We start from the raw sequence: 21342 nt of genomic DNA, 5'->3' as shown, positions 1-21342 counted from the left end.
CTTAGTTGTCGGTTCCATCAATTACAGTATGAGACGAAGTAACCGATCGCATTAGCGCGTACAAATATGGGGGAAAAATGCTACGGACGGCGGAGAACGTCTCGCTCTATCATCAGCCGGGATTCTGGACGGGAAAAGGTCCCGCCATCCTGACAGTTGGTCGAAATTCCTACCGTCTGAGCAAGTTTTCAAAGCAGGAGTTCGCCGATATTCAGGTTCGGCAGATGAACCAACCCGTCGCCATCACGTCGATCGGTGAGCGCAGGTACTGGCAATTTCAACATAGGTTCTACTGGGAAAATGAGGGGCTTAGATCTGGGGAAATACGCGCCCTCCTGGTAGTCAAGAACCAGCGTCGTCAGCAACAGATCGACCGAGCCCAAGCCACAGTCGCAATGGGAGCCCAGCCTCGGGGAGCTTCCGCACGGCGGGCTATTCCCGACGACGTGAAACAGTACGTCTGGACTCGCGATGAGGGCCAATGCCGTGCCTGCGGTTCTACCGGAGAACTCCAATATGACCACGTGATCCCCATATCGATGGGTGGGAGTAACAACGTTGAAAACCTGCAAATTCTCTGCGGGCCGTGCAACCGTCGCAAATCTGCAGGCCTGACAACTCGACACTGACATTCAACGACCGCGGCCGCTCCATGACAGGAGCGGCCGCGGTTGCCCATCAATTGAAGCTTCTTGACTACAGAATCGCCGTCATACCGCCCCAGCCCGTGCCCACACGCTTGGCGGTGGGCCATGCGGATCCACCCTGGCCGGAGAACAGCCAGAGCTCGCCCGAGGAGTTCCGCGCCAGGATGTCCTCGCGTCCGTCGCCGTCGAAGTCGCCGGGGCCAACCAGAGAATCCATTGCGTTCCAGCCCTGTCCGATTTGCTGCCGGGGCAGCCAGCCGCTGCTTCCCGTGGGCGGGTAAAGCCACAGGGCACCTGCACTGTCGCGGGCTACCAAATCGGTTACGCCGTCGCCGTTGAAGTCGCCAGCGCCGGTGATCTCGGACATTCCGGACCAGCCTGAGCCCACCCACATGCGGGGCAACCAGCCACCCTTGCCGTCACCGCGGTACAGCCACAGCGTGCCGACGCGGTCCCTCGCAACAACATCGCCGAAACCGTTGCCAAAGAAGTTGATGGGTTCAATTGCGCTCATCCCTTCCCATCCTTGGCCCACTTGGACGCGCGGCAACCAACCGCCTTTTCCGTTACCCGGGTAAAGCCACATGGTCCCCGAGGTATCGCGTGCCAGCAGGTCGGCGTTCGAGTCACCGTTGAAGTCGCCCGGCGCGATCATGGCGGTCATGACGTTCCAGCCCTGTCCTACCTGGACACGCTGAAGCCAGCCGCCGGACCCGTTGCCTGGGTACAGCCACAGAACTCCGGAGGCATCCCTAGCCAGGACATCAGGGAAGGAGTCACCGTTGAAGTCGTTCCGGACCGGCGCTGCAACAGAGCCGTCGATCACGGATACGGAGGCACTGTTGCTGTTGGAGACGTATACCCGGCCGGTGGTGGGGTTGACCGCCGCATCAGAGGGTTCTTGTCCGGAGAAAAGGGCCGTTGCTGTGTTGTCGCCGTCAACCACGGTCACTCCCCTGCCGCCCAGGAGCGCGTAGGCCTTGTTGCTTGCAGAGTTGACCACTATGTCCCGGATTCGGGTGGGGGTGCGAAGTTCAGCGGTCTGGGTCAGCGTTGAGGCGTCGATGACCGTCACGAAGCCGTCAAGGGAGGTGCTGTCCGCGGCGACGTAGATGGTGTTGGTCACCGGGTTCACGGCTACCTTGCCCACGTTGTTGGTGGTGGGAACAGAGCCCGTGACAGTGTCCGTGATGCCGTCGATCACCCGGACGCTGGCTCCGTACTTGCCCAGGGTGGTGAAGTAGATCTTGTTGGTTTGCTCGTTGATGGCAACATCCAAGATGCCGCCCGCGCCAATGTTGATGGTGGACGTGACCGTACCGCCGGCGCCAACCACCTTGATGATCCCGCCAGCCAGGACGTAGACCTTCCCGGTGGTGGCATTAACAAAAATCTCCTGGGCGCCCGCAAGCGGCAACGGAGTGGTTTTCAGCGTGGCACCGTCGATCATGGTGACACCGTTGTCCACCCCCACGTAAATCTTGTTGGTCACGGGGTTTACAGCGATGGTCCCCGGGGAGGAGCCCACAGGCACCGAGGTGGACGCCCGGGTGGCGCCGTCCACTACGGCAACCGATCCGCCAACCTCGCTGATGTACACCTTGTTGGTCACGGGGTTTACGGCCACATCCGAAGGCCTGTCATCGGTGTAGAGCATTCCGTCGGGCTGGCTGCCGCTCAGGATGGAGATGCCCTCCCCGGTCACGATGTACGCCTTGTCTGTCACCGGGTTGACGGCGATAGACGTCGGCCGCTCACCAACGGGAATCACGTTGGTGACGTCGTCTGCCAGCGCCGGCGACGCCGCGGTTCCCAGCATCATGCCCAGCCCCAGACCGACGGCGACAGTACCGGCCGCTGCCCGGCGTCGCCGTCGTGCGCCCTTCCGTCCTTTTTCAAGCGCGCGCGAACCATCCCCAGCAACAACCATGGCAAAACCCCCAGAACTTTCGACGCCCAGCACGTCGGATACGGGAAGTCTACGCGGGTGCCGCGACAAAAAGGCCCCCACCTGTTAACCCACTCTTCCTCCACAGGCCACCCGTTTGAACCCGCGAGGCCAACCGTCCCAACCACCGTAGGAGGCGTGAGGATCGCAATCGTCGCCGAGTCATTCCTGCCACTGATGAATGGGGTAACCCACTCCATCCTGCGGGTGCTGGAGCATCTGCAGGAGCGCGGGGATGAGGTGATGGTGATCGCGCCGTCGACGTCGGACACTGCTGTTTCGAGCGTCGAGAAAGGTGCGTATGTGCACCGGCTTCCGTCGGTGCCGCTGGCCGGATACACGAATGTGCGGGTCGCGTTGGGTGGTGTGAGTCGGGTCAAGCGAATCCTTGCCGACTTCTCCCCCGATGTTGTTCATCTTGCTTCCCCGTTCGTCCTCGGCTGGCGCGCCGTGCAGGCCGCCCACCAGCTGGGCATCCCGACTGTGGCGATCTACCAAACGGAAGTTCCCAGCTACGCAGCCCGTTATGGTGTGCCGTTCCTGGAGAACTGGGCTTGGAACCGCGTGGACAACATCCACCTCCTGGCCACCCGAACCCTTGTGCCGTCCACGTTCGCGCTGAACCAGTTGCGCGGACGCGGCATCCTGCGCGTGGACATGTGGCGCCGCGGTGTGGATACCGCACGTTTTAATCCCACCAAACGTTCGACGGCGTGGCGCAGCTCAGTAGCGCCCGACGGTCACCGGATCATCGGCTACGTCGGCCGGCTCGCCGTGGAGAAGCAGGTTGAGGATCTCGCGGTGCTGGCTGATCTGCCCAACACGAAGCTGGTGATCGTGGGTGATGGTCCGCAGCGCGCGGCCCTTAAAGCACAGCTGCCCGGTGCTGTATTTACGGGCTTCCTTGGCGGTGATGCGCTGGCCGAGGCCGTTGCCTCCTTTGACCTGTTCGTTCATCCCGGGGAGTTCGAGACCTTCTGCCAGACCATCCAGGAAGCCATGTCGTCGGGCGTTCCCGTGGTGGCGACAGGCCGCGGCGGACCCTTGGACCTCGTCGAGAACTCGCGGACCGGCTGGTTGTACGAGCCCGGGAACCTTGCCCAGCTGCGCGCTTACGTGCAGGACCTGATGGGCGACGACGCCAAGCGCCGGGCGTTCGCCGCGGCAGCGCACGCTTCGGTCCAAGGCCGGACGTGGCCCGTCCTCAGCGCCGAGTTGGTGCGTCACTACAACGACGTCATCGATTCCTTCTCCCGTGAAACCGGGCCCACCGAACTGACATCAAGCAAAGGACCCACTTCATGAAGATTTCCGTGATCGGCTGCGGCTACCTCGGCGCAGTCCACGCAGCAACGCTCGCTTCCATGGGCCACACAGTGGTGGGTATCGACGTCGATGCCTCCAAGGTTGAACAGCTCAATAAAGCGCTGGCTCCCTTCCATGAGCCAGGCCTGGACGAGCTTCTGCGCGATGGCCGAACCACTGGTCGGCTGGAATTCACCACGAACTTCGCCCTTGCCGCCGACGCTGAAGTGCACTTCCTCTGCGTGGGCACTCCACAGTCCAAGACCTCGGACACCGCGGATCTGTCCTACCTGATGGGCGCTACGAAGAGCCTGCTGCCGCATCTGGCGAGGGGCGCCGCCGTCGTCGGTAAGTCAACAGTGCCGGTAGGCACGGTGGAGAAGCTGCGCGATGTGTTGGCCCGCCGCCCGGACGTGCTGCTCGGCTGGAACCCAGAGTTCCTCCGCCAAGGCACCGCGGTGAAGGATTCCTTGGTCCCGGATCGTTTGGTGTACGGGGTCCCGGGCGGCAAGGGTGCCGCTGCCGGCGCTCCTGTCACCGCGGTTTTGGACGCTGTGTACGAGCCGTTGATCAGCGCCGGCATCCCGCGCCTGGTCTGCAATTTCGCCACTGCTGAGCTGATCAAGTCGGCCTCCAACGCCTTTCTGGCCACCAAAGTAAGCTTCATCAACGCCATGGCCGAACTCTGCGACGCGTCCGGCGCCGACGTGAGCGAACTCAGCGAAGCCATGGGCCTGGATCCGCGCATCGGAAACCGCTACCTGCACGCCGGACTGGGTTTCGGCGGAGGCTGCCTGCCCAAGGACATCCGATCCTTCCGCGCCCAGGCTCGCGGATTGTCAGTACCGTCCGTGGATGAGTGGATGGCCCTGGTGGACACCGTGAACCTGGACCAGCGTTCCCGTGCAGTGGAGATCGCCCGTGACATGTGCCGCGGCCACCTGTCCGGGCGGATGGTCACCATCCTGGGCGCAGCGTTCAAACCCGACACTGACGATATCCGTGACTCCCCCGCCTTGGACGTCGCCCAGCAACTCGCCGAAGCTGGCGCGCACGTCACCGTCACGGACCCCAAAGCCATCAACAACGCGTGGATCCGCTACCCGCAGATCCGCTTTGAAGCCTCCACCAAGCGCGCACTGGAAGGCGCCGAGCTGGTGCTGCTGCTGACGGAATGGGACGAATACGTGTCACTCTCGCCCGTTTCGGCTGGCTCACTGGTACGACGCCGGATGGTCCTGGACGCCCGCAACGTGCTGGACGCTGAGGCCTGGCGGAGTGCCGGATGGACGGTCCGCGGGTTGGGGACCGGGGCTGCTTCTGCAGAGCACGCCGACGGGGCGGGGAAGCGCAAAGCACCCGGTCAGCACGCTGTCACCACCTAGAGACTTCTCGGCGCCACTCATTTATGGCCCATGACCACCTAGCTGGCCCCGATTTCGGCACCTAATTGGTCAGTTCGAACACCTAGTGCCCCAAACAAGACCCTAGTCTCGTCTTGTGCCTCCGAACCGGAGCCTAGCGTCCGGCGGGAACCCCACCCGTCCCGGTTCCGGGGCGCTACGGCACGGCTCCATCTACCTACCCCCGGGTGGAGCCGTGCCTAACCAATCGGTACACGATGCCGACCACGAACATGAGCACACCCAGCCCAATGGACAGGGGCGGCAGCGTGGCCACCAGGACCACACAAGCGATGGCACCAGCCACCTGCAGGAATTTCGGGTAGCGACGATCTTCCGCCTGCTGGGTGAAGGCGGCCACGTTGGCCACCAAGTAATACAGCAGAACGCCGAAAGAGCTGAACCCGATCGCACCACGCAGATCCGCGACTGCAATGACCACACAGATCACCACCGCCACACTGACTTCGGCTCGGTGCGGAACCTTGTACTTGTGGTGCACGGCTGCGAGCGCAGAGGGAAGGTCATGCTTGCGGGCCATCGCCAAGCTGGTCCTTCCCAAGCCAGCGATCAGCGCCAACAGCGCCCCCAAGGAAGCGACGGCGGCCCCTACACGCACCACCGGAGCAGCCCACGCCAAGGTGCCGTTACTGACGGCGGTGGCCAACGGCGTCGTACTTTCCGCTACGCCAGCCGGACCCAAAGCTGCCAGGAGCGTGGCTGCAATGACGGCGTAGATCACGATGGCGATTCCCAAGGCAATGCCGATTGCCCGGGGAATTGTGCGCCGCGGATCGCGGACTTCTTCGCCCATAGTGGCGATCCTTGCGTAACCGGCGAATGCGAAAAACAGTAGGCCAGCCGATTGCAGGATCCCGTACCAGCCGTGCGCCAGGAGGCCGTCCCCCAGCACGTTGCTGAGCTGCGGGCCGGAGCCGCCCCACACAGCGCTCACCGCAATGGCCAGGGCAGCAAGCACGGCCACCACCAGAATTCTGGTGAGGCCCGCTGTCCGGGTTACCCCGTGGTAGTTCACCGTGGTGAGAAGGACGACGGCGGCAATCGCCACCGGGCGCTCCCACCCTGCGGGGGCTGCGTAGGCGGCGAACGTCATGGCCATGGCCGCTGCGCTGGCCGTTTTTCCGATGACGAATCCCCAACCCGCAAGGAAGCCGTACCAAGGGCCGAGCCGTTCGCGACCGTAGATGTACGTCCCGCCCGAGGTTGGGTAGGCGGCGGCAAGTTGCGCGGAGGATGTCGCATTGCAGAAGGCCACGAAGGCTGCCACCACCAAACCAACCAGCAGTCCGGAGCCCGCAGCCGTGGCCGCTGGAGTGAAGGCGGCAAAGACGCCTGCGCCGATCATCGAGCCGAGTCCGATGAGGGACGCATCAAAGGTGCCCAGTCGACGGGCCAAGGCCGGGGAATTGCTCACGTAAACCCTTCGGGATTGCGCCCTTCGGAAGGGGCAGGCTCGGAACGGAGGTGCTCCGAGCCTATCCCGGGTCAGCGTGGCGGAAGTGAATTTCCCACCAGCATGAAGAGGCTGTTCCGTGACGTTGCTCCGGTCTTCCTCAGCGCGTTGGAAATGTGGTTCTCCACTGTTCTTGCGCTGATGCCCAAATGCTCGGCGATCTCCACGTTGGTGCGGTTTCCGGCCATCACGGCAACTTCGATTTCGCGTTCGGTAAGGGGTGTGGTCCTGAAAGAGTTGAAGGACAGTTGCTCATTGGCCGTGGGAAACCGGACAGCGAACATTGACGAGGCCTGAGCCATGGCGTCTGCCGCTGCGGTGTCCCCGTTGATGACGTGGCGTTTAAGCGCGCCCCTGAGCAGCATGCCGACTTGGTAGGTATCGGCATCAGGTTCGTAGTGTTTGAGCAGCAATCCCAGCAGGCTGTGGTCTCCTTCCACCACAGCGGTGGCGATGGCCACCAGCTGATCGTGGACTGCAATCCCGCTCTCTTTCAGGATTCCCCGCAGCAAGTCAAGGACGGGGCGCCCCGGGCTGAGGCAAGTGCAGAGGAGCGCGGTCAGCATTGCTTCCAGCACATACCCGCTCTTCAGCTGGCGCCTGATGAGCTTCTCGGCCTTGCGATCAAACGTGGCGGGCGCGGCACCGTGCTGGGCGATGAGCTCGTACGCACCTCTACCGGTTCCCGGCAGGGGGCCAACGAACGGCGCCTCTGCACGGGCCTGAGTTCCGATGGACAGCGCCGGCGGGTTGGCAGTGGTGGCGTGGCGGAGGCCCGCGAGCCGCAGCATGGCGTCGTACAGGGAGTCGACAATGAAGCCTGGTTGACCCATGGCGAAGACACCGCTCATGAGGTACTCGGCCTCCTCAAAATGTCCTCTGTAAAGGAGGCCATGAGCGGCGATGTAGCTGCTGGCGATCACGCCAAAGTGGTCCAGATTCCTGCGGGATTCCGATCTCCAGTCCAAGGCGAAGACGAGCGATTCGTCCACCCGCCCGGCTGCGAAGAGAGCAAACCCTTGGATGAAGGGCCGCAGGTGCGGAAAGGCGTCGCCGTTGCCGCTGCCCTCCACGGCATCCAAAGCAGCCTCTGGCCGGAGCCGATACAAGTCCATGAGCGCAGTGATCAGCCCGCCCGTGGCCGGGCGCGTCTCTGCTTCCTTAATGGCCCTCGGGAAGCGCCCGTAGGAGGCGTTGAAGAACAGCATGGCTGCTGCAGCATCATCAGCCTGGCCAGGATTGTTGTCTGCGAACGTCCGCAGAATGTCGACGGCGGCTTCCGAGCCTTTGCCGGTGAGCAGCGCCAGCATCGCCCTGGAAAGGGTGATGAACAGCAGGTGCCGGGGGTCGGCGTCGAGCGTTGTTGTGTCTTGGCAGGCTCGGACGGCACGGTGCAGGTTGACCGGGGCTCCCCAATAGACGCGAAGCAGCGCAGCTGCGTTGGCGGCTGACTTGTCGGCTTCCCAGCGCTCCCACCGGATCCGTTCGCGGGCGGCGTTGTGCTCGTGGAAGTGGCGTGCCGTGACAGCGTCCTCGTCGCCCCTCTCCAAACGCAACGCGGACAGCGCACGGAGGAGGCAGTCAGCCGTGGTGGCCTTCTCCCGTGGGATATCCGGAGACCCCTGAAGCACGCCAGCGATCTTGCTTCGCAGCAGTTGCCTGTCCCGGAGCGTCTTGTGGCCACGGAAGTAGTCGGCAGTGACGGGTGGACTGATGGCTGCGGTTGGCCCGTTGTGGTGGTCGCTGAGGACCGAGAGGAACCCGCGGCGTTCCAGCCCTTCCAGGACCTCAGGCTCAATGACCTTGTGCAGCACATCAAGCTGGGCGGTTCCCAGTATCGCCATGATGTGCAGTCCAGTGAATTCGTCCGGGGTCAGCTCGGCCAGCAGGGACTCAAGCGTTCCGCGCAGGTGGTCGTTCCACAGTGTGGTGGAGGTCATCCGCCATTTCTTGTCCCTCAGCGCCAACAGGTTGCTGAGCGAGGCCGTCTCCGCGATCCGGACAATCAGCCGCGGATTCCCGGCCGACTTGGTGAGAATGCGGGCGGTGGTATCGGCGTCCGCCGGCGCACCGAGAACCTGGGCGACCAACGCGTGGACCTGCTCATAGTGGAGCGGGTCCAACTGCAACAAGGCTTCCCGTCCGTTGTTCAGCACGGCCAGTTGACCTTTGCTGTAGCTCCAAGGCTCCGGCGCCGTAGCGATGAGTGGGCAATCAGAGCGTTGGCGGACTGCTTCCAGGACCGCCAAGGATTCGTTGTCCACCAAGTGGATGTCGTCCACCACCAGCAGATGCTTCCCTGCGATCGCCAGATTGCTGGCCAGCACATCAGCGATGTCGAAGACACCGCTACGGCCGGGCCTCATGTCCAGCCCGAGCCCCTTGATGGCAGAGAACGGGATGGTCCGGTGGGTCCGGAGGCCCGTGATGGCGTGGACCATGACTCCGGTCTTCTCCAAGTTGGTCACCACGTTGCGGACCACGGCAGTCTTTCCGCTGCCAGCCGCTCCGATGACCCTCACTCCGATTCCGCGTGCGACAAAGTCGAGGATGCGCTGAACCTCAGATTCGAACACTCGACCCAACCTTCTGTTTCTCTGGATGACCGGCATGCGGCTCACTTCGCAGGCTAGGACCAGAAAACGCGACTAGGTGGCAAAACGGCCTTGCACAGGCCGTTTTGGGGCCTACTAGGTGGTGATTTGGGCCAAAATGAGTGTTCGCGGGCGGCGTCTAGGTGGTGGGTGGCCTTCTCGAGTCTCATGCGGTGTCCTTCGTCTCGATGGTGGATTGGTACCAACGCTACGAAGGCCGGGAGCAGAGTTACATGGGTGTAGTTTGCTATGTGGATATGTGTTCTATTCTCTAGATCATGGCTAGAACATGTTTACTACTTTTCGAGACGCATCGACGCCCGCTTGGGGCCCTGTTGGTGACGCCAGAGATTTTAGCAAGCTTCACTAATGTGACTTGACAATTCATTATTCCGGGGTTGACAGTGATCCTGAACCACTCAGCCGGGTCCGTCAATGGAGCCGTAGAGCCGGCGCCGGTTCACCTGTATTGATTGCTTTTTACGCTTTTCGGTTTGAAATGCGAGCAATTCTGATGAATCCGGATTTCATCGACGCCAGATAATCCTTTGCCTATTTCCATTGGGGGAAATACAGCTATGAAAAAACACGCTTTTATCACGGGAGCAGTACTAGCAACACTATTCTCGATGACAGCAATGCCAGCCCAAGCGGCTGAAGATCCAGGCAGTACGCAAACACTCAAGGACATAACTACTTCCAAGGCCACGTCCAGTGCTGGGCTATCCAATCAACTGAGTCTCAAGAAAGGGGAACCCACGTACTCAACCACAGCAGTGGGTTCCCGGCGTGCCAGCCTCTACTCCGGAAACTGGATGCTCTTCACGGAAGAAAACGTGGACTTCTATTACGACTGGAGCAGGGTCACCAGCAGTTATGGTTACCAGCGTGTAGGCGCCTTTGGCTTCAATACCGTGCAAGCACTGGGCATCAATCGCAGCTACACCGACAACTGGCAGCATGCCTACCGGGCACTAACCGACGCCGGCGTCGGCTCGCCCACACCGTGGGGAAACGTCAACCTTGTGCACGCCACAGTTGTTCAAGGTGCATCGGTATACGGAGATGGCGCTTGGTCGGCCTGGCAACAGTAGGGCCCAGCAACGGAAATCAGGGGCCGGTCCCAGGCGGCCGGCCCCAACCATCGATGAGGACCAATGCTACAAGTCAGCAATCTCTCGCTCATATATGGGCGCAAACCGATAGTTCAAAGCGCAACATTTTCTATCCCTTCAAAAGGAGCATTTTTGATCCTGGGTGACAACGGAGCCGGCAAGACCACGCTTCTGAAAGGTCTCGCGAGGCTTGTGCGGAGAAAAGGTGACATCACTTGGAATAACAGCCCGCTCACAGATCAGGTTGCTGTCGCTTTTGATGATAATTCAATCCACGAGCGGTTGACCGGGCTGCAGAATCTGAGCATCCTTTTGGATATACCTCCCAGTCAGCTGGGTAAGCATGCTGTCGTCAAAGACTTCCTGCCGGCAGACGTACTAAGAAAAAAGACATCATCATATTCACTTGGCCAGCGAAAGAAGTTGAAGTTGGCAGCGGCTTTTTCCGCGAAGCAACCGTGCATCCTGCTCGATGAGCCGCTCTCCGGACTCGATGATGTTGGTCGTCTTGCCTTCAGACGTGCCTTGGACTCAGCCGCAGTCAGCTCCTGTGTGGTCATCGCGGAGCATGACCGCGCCTTCTACGGGGATCTGACATCGGCGGCGTACTTGCTTCGACGAGGGAAAGTCGTGCGTCTTCACGATCAACCGGAAAGCGAGGCCTGAAGTGATCAAGAAACTCCTACGCGCCTTCCGCAGTGAGATGAAGTATCAGCTCTGGGGCGGGGCACTGCTCCTCCCCTTTGGTGGCCTCACCCTCGCGCTCGTGTTCGCTTTCACTGGAAGCATCACCAACGTGGGAGCCAGCCTGGCAAGGCTCGAAACCACCGTTGACCAAGCTGCGGCCAACGGATTCACTTTGACGCAAGCAATGGATCAGCCCAGCAGCGTCGTCATCGAAGGTGGGCAAAGGCTGTTGGATAACCCTCTACGCTTCGACTATGAGTCCGCTTTCATGGCCAATCAGGCTCTACAGGGATCAAACGCCATCGGCACGGGGCTCGAGATGATCACCTTCCTGGTCCTCCCACTGCTCTTCTTCGTTTACGGATGTGGCTTAGCCACCGGTGATGCACGGCGTCGAATACTGAAGGACCGCGTGGTCGTACACGGCTCAGGTGCCTACATCACTGCAAAGGTATTCGCAGTGGTGGTGGTTTCAGTTCTGTCCGTCGTCTGGCTGGCGTTGTTGAGTCTGACTGTGGCTCCTGCCATCAGCGAGCTGTTTCTTGGCGACCTCCATTCGAACTTCCCCTATGCCGTGGAGCAAGCCCAGTCCGGCGCTCCCGTTCTCCAGGTCGCCTTCAGCACTGGCGTGGGAATCTTCTTCGGCCTCACGGGTTTCTTCGTAGGCCTCGCGGTGAGAAGCACGCTTCTGCCGAGCTTGGCTGCTGGTGGCTTGCTGATGGTTGCGCCGTTTGCCGGATCGTACGATCCTCGAAACATACTCACGGCCGCGGGCCAGAACGTCTTCACTTACCGGGGTGGCTTCAGTCCGCGGCCACCCTACCCAGTAGCGGTCGAGCCTGGGCTTCTACTGCTTATGGGATGTCTGATGGTGCTCGGAGTTTTGTCCATCGGCACCTGGGTACGCATTCCGAAGTTCGACTGACGGGCACCACCAGAACGAGCCTTAAACAAAAGCAGGGCCGGTCAGTGACCGGCCCTGCTTTTTGCGTTATCCGAAGACTAGATAGCCTGGATGTTTACTGCCTGGGGACCCTTGGGGCCCTGCTCTACGTCGAAGGAAACCTTCTGGTTCTCTTCGAGGGAGCGGTAACCCGAGGAGTTGATCGCGGAGTAGTGAGCGAAAACGTCCTGGCTGCCATCTTCAGGAGAGATGAAGCCGAAGCCCTTTTCGGAGTTGAACCATTTCACGGTACCTGTAGCCATTTTTTTCAGTCCTAACTGAAGGTGGAGATGATCCCGACTGTCGGGTCTCCGGTGTGGGGTGTTCTCCACCGTTACTTCAGAACATCACAATCCGGAAGGATTGCGGGGACTGCCTGAACTACCAAATGCCAAACACAACAACAGTCTCAAGTGTACAGGGATTCGGCCGTATGGCTAGTGCCACGAAACATTTATCCATCGGATGTTCAGGATGAGCATCAGCATGCTGGTCACGTGGAGTGTCTGCGTCCTGTTGTCTGTGGTCACGATCTGCAATCCCACCAATAGTTGATGAGGCGCCAGCCTTACGCTGGTGCCAGAGAAAAGCAGGTCAAGAGCATCCCCCCGCACCGTCCTGAAGCGTAGAATTCCACCGTGGGATCTGCCCCAGATACCGTGATCATTGGTGCCGGCCAAGCCGGGCTCGCCACCAGCTACTGGCTGACCCAGGCCGGCGTGGAACACCAACTCCTTGAGCGTCGCGAATCTCTGGGCGGCGCGTATCAGGACCGATGGGACGGGTTCTTCCTCAACACTCCGAACTTCTCACTCAACCTCCCCGGTATGCCCTACACCGGCGACGAGCCAGAAGCCTTCCTGCCCCGCACCGCCGTCGTGAATCTCCTGCGGCGCTATGCGGAACTGATCAGCGCCCCGGTGAATACCGGCGTCGACGTCCTCCGGCTCGACGTGGAGCCGGGTGGGGCCTTCAGCTTGGAGACCTCGGCAGGCCACCTGATGGCCAGGAACGTGGTCTTGGCGACGGGTGCGTACCAGGTTCCCAAGCTGCCGCCCATCGCCAAGCAGCTGCCGGCGACCGTTACCCAGCTGCACACCCACCACTACCGCAACCCGCAGCAACTTCCTGACGGCGCGGTGTTGATTGTCGGGACCGGCCAGTCCGGCGGGCAGATCGCCGAGGAACTGCACGACGCCGGACGCGAGGTCCACCTGGCCGTGTCCACGTGTCCCGAGGCTCCCCGCCGATACCGCGGGCACGACATTCTCTACTGGCTCCTGGAAACCGGCAAGCACGGACCGGGCGTCGGCATCAACGCGCTCACCCGCGAGGCCCTGCCCTCCCCCGCCGCCCGCTTCGCCTGCAACCCGCTCCTTTCCGGCACCGACGGCGGCCACAACATCCACCTCCGCGAGCTCGGCCGCCGGGGCATGCACCTGCACGGCCGGTTGGAAACAATCGACGACGGCGACATCACCTTCAGCGACGACCTCCCCGAACGCCTGGCAACAGTCGAGTCAGGTTTCGATCAGCGGATGCGCAAGGCCCTGGACGGGTACATTGACGCGGCCGGCCTGGACGCGCCTCTGCAGCCGTCTGTGCCCGTGGACGACTGGCTGCCGTCCGAGCCGGCTTCACTGAACCTGGCTGATGCCGGGATCACTTCGGTGCTGTGGGCGACCGGGTACGGGCTGGACCTGTCGTTAATTAACCTGCCTGTGCTGGATGAATGGGGATACCCGAAGCACTCTTTGGGTGTTACGGAGCAGGCTGGGCTGTACGCGGTGGGGCTTCCCTGGCTGACGCGGCACTACTCGTCGATTCTGGGCGGGGTGGGGATGGATGCGGAGTATGTGGCGGGGCGGATTGCTGGATGAGACCTTGGCTTTCCGTCTGACTTCTACTGGCCTTCCGTCGTCATGTCCCCAACCACGGGCGTCCCTTCAACCAAGGAATAGCGCTGCATTACGGCACCTTTTGGCGATGTGACCACAGGTTCGATGAGCCGGAGGTTCGTCGGGACCACGCCACCGGCAAACACTTTCTTTCCACTCCCCAGCAGGATCGGGTACACCCATAGGTTGAGCTGATCGAACATGCGTTCTGCGAACAAAGTCTGGACAAGGTCGACGCTGCCGATCACGTGGATACTCTGGTGCTCCTCGCGCAACTGCCTCAGTGCGCTGACAAGGTCGGGGCCGAGCTGCGAGGTGCCTGCCCATTCGGGTTTCAAAGACTGACGCGACGCCACATATTTGGGAATGCGGTTGAACAGCTCCGCGATCCGGCCGTTCTGGTGCGGCCAATACGCGGCAAAGATGTCATAAGTACGGCGCCCAAGAAGCAGTGCATCCATCCCCTCGATGCCGGCCTCAATCTGCTGGCCCACGACCTCGTCAATCAGTGGCGCCTGCCAACCGCCGAACGCGAAGTCATTGGCCGGATCTTCCTCGGGGCCACCAGGCGCCTGCGCGACACCATCGAGCGTGGTGAACAGGTCTATGTGGATGAGTCCCATGATGGGCTCCTTCTCTGCAGCCCATCGTCACCCTGGCGACAGGATCACCACGAGGGTGCCACAGGTGGGGTTGTTGGGCAATGGCCGGGCGAGAGTCGGGCCTGCATTGCCTCTGAGCGCCCGAAGCTGAACCTGGCATCCTCGGCGTCCCGATATAGGTCCCCACCATATGTGATGGACACCTGAGGAACGTGACGCCAATTTTCGTATATTTTGACTACAGATCGGTGGCACCATGCCAAGACTCAGACGATCTAGCGATGTGAACTCAGACCACGTCGCTAAAAGGGATAGGACCGGGGGCTACTTCTGTGCGCGCATTATCGGAGCTGACTGACGCATCAGCAATCGCAAGGACCGTCGCCGAGTTTCAAGCTTTAGGGCGAACTGCATTCCTTAAAAAATATGAACAGCAGGCGTCACATAGGTACTTCGCTGACGTTGATGGCACGCTGGTGGATTCGAAGCCGCTCCTGGCCGTCGCATATGGAAAGCAACATCCGGCCAACGGCCCTCTTTCGATTCGCCTATTCTCCGGCGGGGAAGAGACGCGGCAGACCCTCAAACGCTTTGGCATCGAACTTGTCGTTCGTGACGATCACCAACCTTCACCACAATACGGAGAAATCCCTGAATGTCCCCCCGGTACCATTTTTGCTAACCGGCGAGAGGCCTACGACGCCGGTGTGCACAGGACTCTGCAGGCAGGCATTGCTGGTCAATCACACGGAACACAGTCCATTTGTCTGTCAGCGGGATACTCAGATGATGAGATTCAAGGTGACCTCATCACATACACCGGATTTGGGGGCCGCAATCCCAATTCGGGCAGACACATAGCGGACCAAAAACTCGAGCAGGGAAATCTCGGCCTCGTCGAAAACCACAATTTGGGCCGGCCCGTTCGGGTGCTGGTCAAGGAATCGGTGCTCACGGGGGTTCGGTCACACGAACAGTACATTTATCTCGGATTGTTTACAGTCACCAGTTGGAGCTGGGGCATACGCGACGGCTGGAAAGTGCTGATCTACCAGCTGCGGGCAGTCGCAGGCGACAGCCTAATGCCCGATGAGACTGCCATCGCCCTAACACGTGGGGAAGACCTGGCACCACTACGCCGCGCGTCACAGATCTATCGCATCGTTAGAAACTATGAAGTTACAACCTCGGTCAAGCGGCTTTATGACCACAAATGCCAGATTTGCGGCACACGGCTTGTCACTTCCGCAGGGCCGTATTCGGAGGGTGCACACGTCCGACCGCTGGGCATACCCCACAATGGGCCCGATACGTTGGACAACATTCTTTGTCTATGCCCAAACTGCCACAAGTTACTGGATGGGCATGCCCTGACTATTCGTCCAGACGGTACCGTGCTGAACCTGGGTGAGCCAGTTGGGCAACTTACTATCTCCGCAGCCCACGGGCTAAATTTTGAGCACATCGCCTATCAGGAGCAAATTTCCAGTAGCGTTTCAGGCCGCAGGTAGTCAGTACTTGCGGTACGAGCGATCGCTCCAGGAAGGGAGGACAGTTCCACTACTTACAAGATCAGCAAGGTGAGCGGATCGAACAACACCGTCGACCTGGCAATGGTTCCGGGCAGTCCCGCCATGGCCTAGCTAGGTCTTGCTTTCTGGACCCCTCGCCGCCAGAGTTGACTTCTTCTACCCTGGGCGCTGGAACTCATCGTCCCAGCCCCCTGCACCAAACCCACCGACCCCAGCACCAGCACCGCCCCCACAATCTGCCACCCAGACAACGCTTCCCCCAGGAACACGAACCCCAGCACCGTTGCCACAAGCGGGCTCAGGAATCCCAAGAACGACACCACCATCGTCGGCAACTTCTGGATCCCCCGGAACCAGACTGCGTAAGCAGCCAGGGCGCCGATCACGCTCAAGTAGGCAAAGCCCGCCACGTTGGGCAAAGAAACCGACCCAGGCAGACCCTCGACCGCCAAAGTCACGGGCAGCAGCATTACCCCGCCCATCGCCAACTGCAAGCCGGTAAACCCAAGCAGCCCCACGCCGTCGGGCTTTCCCCAGCGTTTGGTGAGGACGATGCCGGCCGCCATGCTCAACGCGGCCGCCAGACCGGCGAGCACACCCACAAAAGTGAGCGACGCGTCGGATCGCAGTACCAACAGGCCGACGCCCGCAGCCCCGACGGCGCAGGCCACGATATGCCTGAACCGGATCCGTTCCCCCAACAGCAAGACACCAAGGAACAATACAAACAGGGGCTGAACGGATCCGATCACCGCCGCGAGCCCGCCCGGCAATTGGTAAGCCGTGAAGAACAGCAGGAAGAAGAACAGGCCGATATTGAGTGCGCCCAGCGCGGCCGCTTTGAACCACCAAACACCTCGGGGCCACGTCCGGGTCAGCAGGAGCAGGATGATGCCCGCCGGCAACGCCCGCACAGTGGCGGCCAACAGCGGCCTGTCCGCGGGGAGGAACTGCGTGGTCACCAAGTAGGTGGACCCCCAAATCATCGGCGCCAAGGCCGTGACAAGCAGGTCGCGCGGCGACGCTCCCTTCGTGATCATTCCTGCACTGGCAACAGACTGAGCCGTCTTCATTATTTGATTCCAAACATTTTGATGTCGAACTATTTGATAGAAGACAATGTAGGTGCTGTACTGTTTGAGGTCAAGCATGGGAGGGTGATGGATCGCGACGCAGTAGACCTGATTCTTGAACAGTGGAACAAGGAGCGGCCCGACGTGGACGTCAGCTCCATGGGCGTTCTGGGCCGGCTCAACAGAGCGAGTCGACTGGTGGGCTTGGACGTTCAGCGGTTCATGATCCGGTTCGGCCTGGAACCCTGGGAGTTCGACGTCCTGGCAACACTCCGGCGGTCGGCAGCTGAAGCTCCGCTCACGCCAGGCAGGCTCGCGAGCCTGACCATGATCGGCTCCGCCGCCATGACCAACCGCGTGGATCGGCTGGTATCCCGAGGCTTGGTCCACAGGGAGACGAATCCGCATAATCGCCGCCAACTGCTGATCAGCCTTACCCCTGAGGGTCGCACCCTGGTAGACGAGGTGGTGGAGCACCACGTCGGGAACCAGCAACGGATGCTCGACGGAATGTCCAAGACTGAGCAGGCCCAGCTGGCGAACCTCCTGCGCAAGTTCCTTTTGATGAACGACGACGGCGAACCCGCCTAAGCGGGCGACGGCACCCATGCAAGGATGAGGCGTGGACACTTCCTCTGAGCAACTGGCGATCGCAATAGGCAAGGCAATGGGCGGTGGGCAGTCAAGCGCCTACAAGGGGACGGTCTTCTGCCAAGGCCTCAACCACATGATGAGTTACGCCATCTCGGTGTATCCCAGAGCTTTTATGTGGTCTGCGACGAGCCGGCCGAACGGTCCTACGCGCACGTTCGATACCCAACGACTGATCATCCAGACTGACGGCGTGGATGAACCCTATGCCCTCTCCATTGATCGCATCCCCGCGTCTTTCCCTGAGTCAGTTCAACTCTCGTTTCCTCTGTCGCTACCCATTTGGGGCCGTCGTCTGGACGACTATCACCCAATCGCCTGCGAAGTGAACGGTTCCGATACAACGCTTCTGCTCAGGCACCGCGTTGATCCGACCATCTTCGGGTCCTTCACCTTCGACACGGAAAGCGGGATAGCGAAGACGTTCTTCACACCCACGACGGCACTGAAGCTTGAGCGTGAGTTTCCGCCGGAGAACGATAAACACAACTTCGGGTTCGTCGCCGGATTTGGCGACCCCGACTTGCAGGATCGCCTCCGCCGGGACCAACCAAGCTAAGTTCGCTTGCCTCGACGCAACTGATAGATGCCGTAGCAACCGAATCCCAACATCAGGGCCGCAGCAGCGACACGCCACAACGCAAATGGCTGCCATGCCGCGAAGACCATAGCCAGGGCAAAGAATGAAGCCACCTGGAGTGGGTGGGGAACTTTGCTGTTCATATGGGTCACCCTAGTTCAGTGCGGGCGTGGCAGGATGGGCGGATGTTGACTGACGCCGATTCGTTGCTTTTGGGTCCACGTGGGCGTCGCCTGTGCCTGGAGCTGGCGATGGAGGCGGACGCGGATGTTCGGCGAGCCATCCTGGAACTGGGCTTTGACCTTGAACCCAGTTACAGCAAATCGCGGGTCGTCCGATATTCATTGGGTTCAGGCCCGCTTGAGCCCGTCCCAACATCGATGCTCAGTGTTGCTGAGGTCGCCAACATCATCGCCATGTTGGATCTGTCCCTCATTGATGATGATCTTGTTCAACGTGCGCTGCCGCAGGCCGTAGATGCCGCCAGATACTGGCAGCAACCCGACGGCGTGGATGTTTTGGCCGACACCCCGGAGGTAAGGGTTTCGTCAGCCCGCATTGCTGAGAAGGTGCTTCTGATGCCAGCCGCGCAGTGGTGGCTGCGAGGCTTCCAACCCGGCCAGTGGGCGATCGACTGGCGTGTTTCGGGCGACCCCACTCCACTCCCCCGAAACCCGCGACAAACCCTGGCCGACTGGGCACGAAAGGAACGGTCCGAGGAACTACGGGCTGTACGCGAACGGCCGCAAGACCCCCACGCCAACTACGGGGGTGAGTGGTGGTCCATCGCCCACGGACTGGTGCAGACAGTCCCACAGATTCCAGAGGGGCTCAGTTTGGTAGAAGATTCACTCGGCTGGGAATTTGCCACCACCATCCCCGTCAGCGGGTCCGGACGAATCCTTGAAATTCGCTCGGCCGAGGATTGGACTGATCTGTGCCGGGCTTTCCCCCTTGAAGTCACCGCATCACGGCGGCACGACTGGTTCCGCACCACCGGTAGGCACGTAAGGTGGGTCATTCCTGATTGGGAGCAGGCATCGGCACAATGGGACGCCGTCCATCTCACGGTCATCGGTTATCTCAGTGCAGCAGGACGGGCATTGTCCGTCGATGGAGACACGGCCTCAGTCATCGCGGGCTGGGACCCCGGCAGCACCATCTGGCTCAGGGACGTAGCCCGCGAAAATGAGGAACCCCGACAGTTCTGGCGGTCGAATCAGGAAGACCGCTGGGACCTAGTGGGAACTGGCTAAGGACTCACTTTTTGGCGAGGCCCGCAGATAGGGCCGACGCAATAGTACACAACCCACGGCGGCGCCCTCCCAGCACCTAGACGTCAGCTTTTCAGGCTGTGGCAGCCGAATCTGGCACCTAATTTGACCCAAAACGGCACCTAGATGATCTTTTTCACCACCTAGTTGTCTTTTTATAGGGCATTGTGGCTCCCGGCACATCATGACGGCCGTAGAGATTTGCAGCTGGGTGGTTTGCCTTCTGTTGGATTGCCGGGGCAGCAATGATGCTGCCCCATTCGCCAAAGAGGGGAATTTCAATGAATAACGCGCAGAATCGACGTGTTGCAATCGCTGCAACGACCTTGCTGCTTGCAGGAGCAGGTGTCGCCGTAGGCAGCGCTCCCGCACAGGCCGCTTACGACTGCCAATATGCGATGTGCCTATGGCAGGACACGAATTATGCAGGGTTCAAGGTGAGTTACAGCGGTTCTGTCAATTACGTCGGAGCCGGCATGAACGACCAAGCAAGTTCTGTTGACAGCCGATCATCCAGAGTCTCCACGTTGTACGCAGACACAAACTGGTCTGGCACTTGGTTACAACTGGCACCGGGCGAAGACGTTGGCTACCTCACGAACTACGGCGTCCCGTACAACTGGCCTTACACATACTCTGACATCATTTCGAGCTTGTCACTTTAGGCCCATCTGCGGAATGGACTAATGCCCCGGCTTCGCACTATCGCTGAGCCCGGACATCAGCTCCTCTACAACTTGAAGGAACCCATGCTGTTACGCCAACTCGTTGCTCCGTCCCTTGTTTTCACGGTGATGCTCACGGCATGCGGGGGCAACCCATCGCCATCAGATATCGGCATCAGCCCAGGCCATGGCACAGCACTGCTTCGGTCAGACATGGAATCAATCGTTTACCCGCTGGACGGATACTCTGTCTCCACTCAAGAGCTGAACCTCATCGAACGTGCTGGAAGTATCCGGATTCAGCAGTGTATGTCCAAGAACGGGCAACCTATTGACCTCATCGGTTCGTTTAAAGACAGGACTTCGGCTGCTGAGCGACCCTACGGAATCTGGCTGATGTCAACGGCAGAGCAGTACGGATACGGGCGGCCCGAAGAGAACCTGGGCACCCCACAACTAGAGACCAAAACTGTCGAGTTCAATCGCCAGTGGGATTCTTGCCTTGGTGAGGCGGTGCCCTCCACAAGCTATGGGGCTGACCAAAACGCACTCTCCGTTCAGCTTGCCGCGAGGGCTACCGCCGCAGCCAAAAAGGATCCAAAGACCATAGAACTAGTTCAAGCATGGAAAACCTGTCTTCAAGCGAAGGGAGCTACGTTCAAAGACAACGAAACGTGGAGTCCAATCGAAGCCCGCAGCGACGCCGAAACGGCGAGCAGGGTGGCTATATCGGACGTCCGATGCAAAGAAGACATGGACTTCGTACAGAAGATGGCTGATATTGAAGCGTCGTACCAAGCAACGCTCATTTCAGATAACGAAGCAGGGTTGCTGGCCCAACGGCAGAAAATCGAGAAGACGCTGCATGAAGCCGCTCAAACGGTCGCAGCCTTTGTTGGGGACTAGAACAACCTTGAGCCCGCACTTAGCTGACACTAGAGACAACGGAGC

Annotated in this window: 20 protein-coding genes; 13 read left to right on the top strand and 7 right to left on the bottom strand. The window is 60.5% G+C overall.

The window, feature by feature from the left end; all coding sequences use genetic code 11:
• The first annotated feature begins 77 nt into the window (after positions 1-77).
• On the top strand, positions 78-629 hold the full coding sequence (locus JOE60_RS18575) for an HNH endonuclease (protein ID WP_204814837.1): 552 nt from the start codon (positions 78-80) through the stop codon (positions 627-629).
• 67 nt (positions 630-696) lie between these two features.
• Here the strand turns inward: JOE60_RS18575 and JOE60_RS05115 are convergent, their stop codons facing one another.
• Positions 697-2577, bottom strand: coding sequence for an FG-GAP-like repeat-containing protein (locus tag JOE60_RS05115; RefSeq protein WP_167264564.1), 1881 nt, complete (start codon positions 2575-2577; stop codon positions 697-699).
• Positions 2578-2733: 156 nt separating this feature from the next.
• On the opposite strand from JOE60_RS05115, the gene JOE60_RS05110 reads away from it, so the two are divergent.
• The gene (locus tag JOE60_RS05110; RefSeq protein ID WP_167264563.1) at positions 2734-3900 is read left to right on the top strand and encodes a glycosyltransferase; all 1167 of its coding nucleotides are present in this window, start codon (positions 2734-2736) and stop codon (positions 3898-3900) included.
• Positions 3897-5285, top strand: a complete 1389-nt coding sequence (locus JOE60_RS05105) for a UDP-glucose dehydrogenase family protein (protein ID WP_239528821.1) — start codon at positions 3897-3899, stop codon at positions 5283-5285. Before JOE60_RS05110 ends, JOE60_RS05105 begins: the two co-directional genes overlap by 4 nt.
• Before the next feature lie 196 nt (positions 5286-5481).
• Here the strand turns inward: JOE60_RS05105 and JOE60_RS05100 are convergent, their stop codons facing one another.
• Together JOE60_RS05100 and JOE60_RS05095 are read right to left on the bottom strand one after the other, a co-directional pair.
• Entirely contained in the window at positions 5482-6738 is a 1257-nt protein-coding gene (locus tag JOE60_RS05100) for an amino acid permease (protein WP_167264562.1), read from the bottom strand.
• Positions 6739-6809: 71 nt separating this feature from the next.
• Positions 6810-9389, bottom strand: a complete 2580-nt coding sequence (locus tag JOE60_RS05095; protein WP_167264948.1) for a LuxR C-terminal-related transcriptional regulator — start codon at positions 9387-9389, stop codon at positions 6810-6812.
• Positions 9390-10000: 611 nt separating this feature from the next.
• Here JOE60_RS05095 and JOE60_RS05090 point away from each other — a divergent pair.
• The 3 genes from JOE60_RS05090 (at position 10001) to JOE60_RS05080 (ending at position 12098) form a co-directional block, all read left to right on the top strand.
• Positions 10001-10465, top strand: a complete 465-nt coding sequence (locus JOE60_RS05090; protein ID WP_239528820.1) for a hypothetical protein — start codon at positions 10001-10003, stop codon at positions 10463-10465.
• A 63-nt stretch (positions 10466-10528) separates the two neighbouring features.
• Positions 10529-11152 (top strand): ABC transporter ATP-binding protein, encoded by a 624-nt coding sequence (locus tag JOE60_RS05085; protein ID WP_275588122.1) that lies wholly within the window; start codon positions 10529-10531, stop codon positions 11150-11152.
• 1 nt (position 11153) lies between these two features.
• Positions 11154-12098, top strand: coding sequence for a hypothetical protein (locus tag JOE60_RS05080; RefSeq protein ID WP_338114742.1), 945 nt, complete (start codon positions 11154-11156; stop codon positions 12096-12098).
• Positions 12099-12175: 77 nt separating this feature from the next.
• On the opposite strand, the gene cspE is transcribed toward JOE60_RS05080, so the two are convergent.
• Positions 12176-12379, bottom strand: a complete 204-nt coding sequence (cspE, locus tag JOE60_RS05075) for a transcription antiterminator/RNA stability regulator CspE (protein ID WP_011773907.1) — start codon at positions 12377-12379, stop codon at positions 12176-12178.
• Positions 12380-12754: 375 nt separating this feature from the next.
• On the opposite strand from cspE, the gene JOE60_RS05070 reads away from it, so the two are divergent.
• Complete coding sequence (locus JOE60_RS05070; protein WP_167264560.1) at positions 12755-13996, top strand: NAD(P)-binding domain-containing protein; 1242 nt, start codon at positions 12755-12757, stop codon at positions 13994-13996.
• 23 nt (positions 13997-14019) lie between these two features.
• On the opposite strand, the gene JOE60_RS05065 is transcribed toward JOE60_RS05070, so the two are convergent.
• Positions 14020-14637 (bottom strand): dihydrofolate reductase family protein, encoded by a 618-nt coding sequence (locus JOE60_RS05065; RefSeq protein ID WP_167264559.1) that lies wholly within the window; start codon positions 14635-14637, stop codon positions 14020-14022.
• 311 nt (positions 14638-14948) lie between these two features.
• Here JOE60_RS05065 and JOE60_RS05060 point away from each other — a divergent pair, with 311 nt between their 5' ends.
• Complete coding sequence (locus JOE60_RS05060; protein ID WP_167264558.1) at positions 14949-16127, top strand: YDG/SRA domain-containing protein; 1179 nt, start codon at positions 14949-14951, stop codon at positions 16125-16127.
• A 128-nt stretch (positions 16128-16255) separates the two neighbouring features.
• On the opposite strand, the gene JOE60_RS05055 is transcribed toward JOE60_RS05060, so the two are convergent.
• On the bottom strand, positions 16256-17299 hold the full coding sequence (locus JOE60_RS05055) for an EamA family transporter (protein ID WP_239528819.1): 1044 nt from the start codon (positions 17297-17299) through the stop codon (positions 16256-16258).
• A gap of 9 nt (positions 17300-17308) precedes the next feature.
• On the opposite strand from JOE60_RS05055, the gene JOE60_RS05050 reads away from it, so the two are divergent.
• Both JOE60_RS05050 and JOE60_RS05045 read left to right on the top strand, forming a co-directional pair.
• Positions 17309-17812 carry a MarR family winged helix-turn-helix transcriptional regulator gene (locus tag JOE60_RS05050; protein WP_167264557.1) on the top strand — a complete coding sequence of 168 codons (504 nt, stop codon included), beginning with the start codon at positions 17309-17311 and terminating at the stop codon, positions 17810-17812.
• A 31-nt stretch (positions 17813-17843) separates the two neighbouring features.
• Positions 17844-18431, top strand: a complete 588-nt coding sequence (locus JOE60_RS05045; protein WP_167264556.1) for a hypothetical protein — start codon at positions 17844-17846, stop codon at positions 18429-18431.
• Here the strand turns inward: JOE60_RS05045 and JOE60_RS05040 are convergent.
• The gene (locus JOE60_RS05040; protein WP_167264555.1) at positions 18428-18595 is read right to left on the bottom strand and encodes a hypothetical protein; all 168 of its coding nucleotides are present in this window, start codon (positions 18593-18595) and stop codon (positions 18428-18430) included. The genes JOE60_RS05045 and JOE60_RS05040 overlap by 4 nt on opposite strands.
• 42 nt (positions 18596-18637) lie before the next feature.
• Here JOE60_RS05040 and JOE60_RS05035 point away from each other — a divergent pair, with 42 nt between their 5' ends.
• The 3 genes from JOE60_RS05035 (at position 18638) to JOE60_RS05025 (ending at position 21297) form a co-directional block, all read left to right on the top strand.
• Positions 18638-19708 carry a hypothetical protein gene (locus JOE60_RS05035; RefSeq protein WP_167264554.1) on the top strand — a complete coding sequence of 357 codons (1071 nt, stop codon included), beginning with the start codon at positions 18638-18640 and terminating at the stop codon, positions 19706-19708.
• A 263-nt stretch (positions 19709-19971) separates the two neighbouring features.
• A complete protein-coding gene (locus tag JOE60_RS18570; RefSeq protein ID WP_405474878.1) occupies positions 19972-20391 on the top strand; it encodes a peptidase inhibitor family I36 protein in 420 nt (139 codons plus the stop codon).
• Positions 20392-20475: 84 nt separating this feature from the next.
• Complete coding sequence (locus tag JOE60_RS05025) at positions 20476-21297, top strand: hypothetical protein (RefSeq protein ID WP_167264552.1); 822 nt, start codon at positions 20476-20478, stop codon at positions 21295-21297.
• The last annotated feature ends 45 nt before the right edge of the window (positions 21298-21342 follow it).

It is taken from the genome of Paenarthrobacter ilicis (assembly GCF_016907545.1).
GTDB lineage: Bacteria > Actinomycetota > Actinomycetes > Actinomycetales > Micrococcaceae > Arthrobacter > Arthrobacter ilicis.
The sequence above is the reverse complement of the archived record's forward strand: the minus strand, read 5'-3'. Positions and strand labels throughout refer to the sequence as shown.

Coding starts and splice junctions, on each gene's coding strand:
- JOE60_RS18575 (WP_204814837.1), top strand. CDS start 78: ATGCTACGGACGGCGGAGAACGTCTCGCTCTATCATCAGCCGGGATTC.
- JOE60_RS05115 (WP_167264564.1), bottom strand. CDS start 2,577: ATGGTTGTTGCTGGGGATGGTTCGCGCGCGCTTGAAAAAGGACGGAAG.
- JOE60_RS05105 (WP_239528821.1), top strand. CDS start 3,897: ATGAAGATTTCCGTGATCGGCTGCGGCTACCTCGGCGCAGTCCACGCA.
- JOE60_RS05095 (WP_167264948.1), bottom strand. CDS start 9,389: ATGCCGGTCATCCAGAGAAACAGAAGGTTGGGTCGAGTGTTCGAATCT.
- JOE60_RS05090 (WP_239528820.1), top strand. CDS start 10,001: ATGACAGCAATGCCAGCCCAAGCGGCTGAAGATCCAGGCAGTACGCAA.
- JOE60_RS05085 (WP_275588122.1), top strand. CDS start 10,529: ATGCTACAAGTCAGCAATCTCTCGCTCATATATGGGCGCAAACCGATA.
- cspE (WP_011773907.1), bottom strand. CDS start 12,379: ATGGCTACAGGTACCGTGAAATGGTTCAACTCCGAAAAGGGCTTCGGC.
- JOE60_RS05065 (WP_167264559.1), bottom strand. CDS start 14,637: ATGGGACTCATCCACATAGACCTGTTCACCACGCTCGATGGTGTCGCG.
- JOE60_RS05055 (WP_239528819.1), bottom strand. CDS start 17,299: ATGCTTGACCTCAAACAGTACAGCACCTACATTGTCTTCTATCAAATA.
- JOE60_RS05050 (WP_167264557.1), top strand. CDS start 17,309: ATGGATCGCGACGCAGTAGACCTGATTCTTGAACAGTGGAACAAGGAG.
- JOE60_RS05040 (WP_167264555.1), bottom strand. CDS start 18,595: ATGAACAGCAAAGTTCCCCACCCACTCCAGGTGGCTTCATTCTTTGCC.
- JOE60_RS05035 (WP_167264554.1), top strand. CDS start 18,638: ATGTTGACTGACGCCGATTCGTTGCTTTTGGGTCCACGTGGGCGTCGC.
- JOE60_RS18570 (WP_405474878.1), top strand. CDS start 19,972: ATGATGCTGCCCCATTCGCCAAAGAGGGGAATTTCAATGAATAACGCG.
- JOE60_RS05025 (WP_167264552.1), top strand. CDS start 20,476: ATGCTGTTACGCCAACTCGTTGCTCCGTCCCTTGTTTTCACGGTGATG.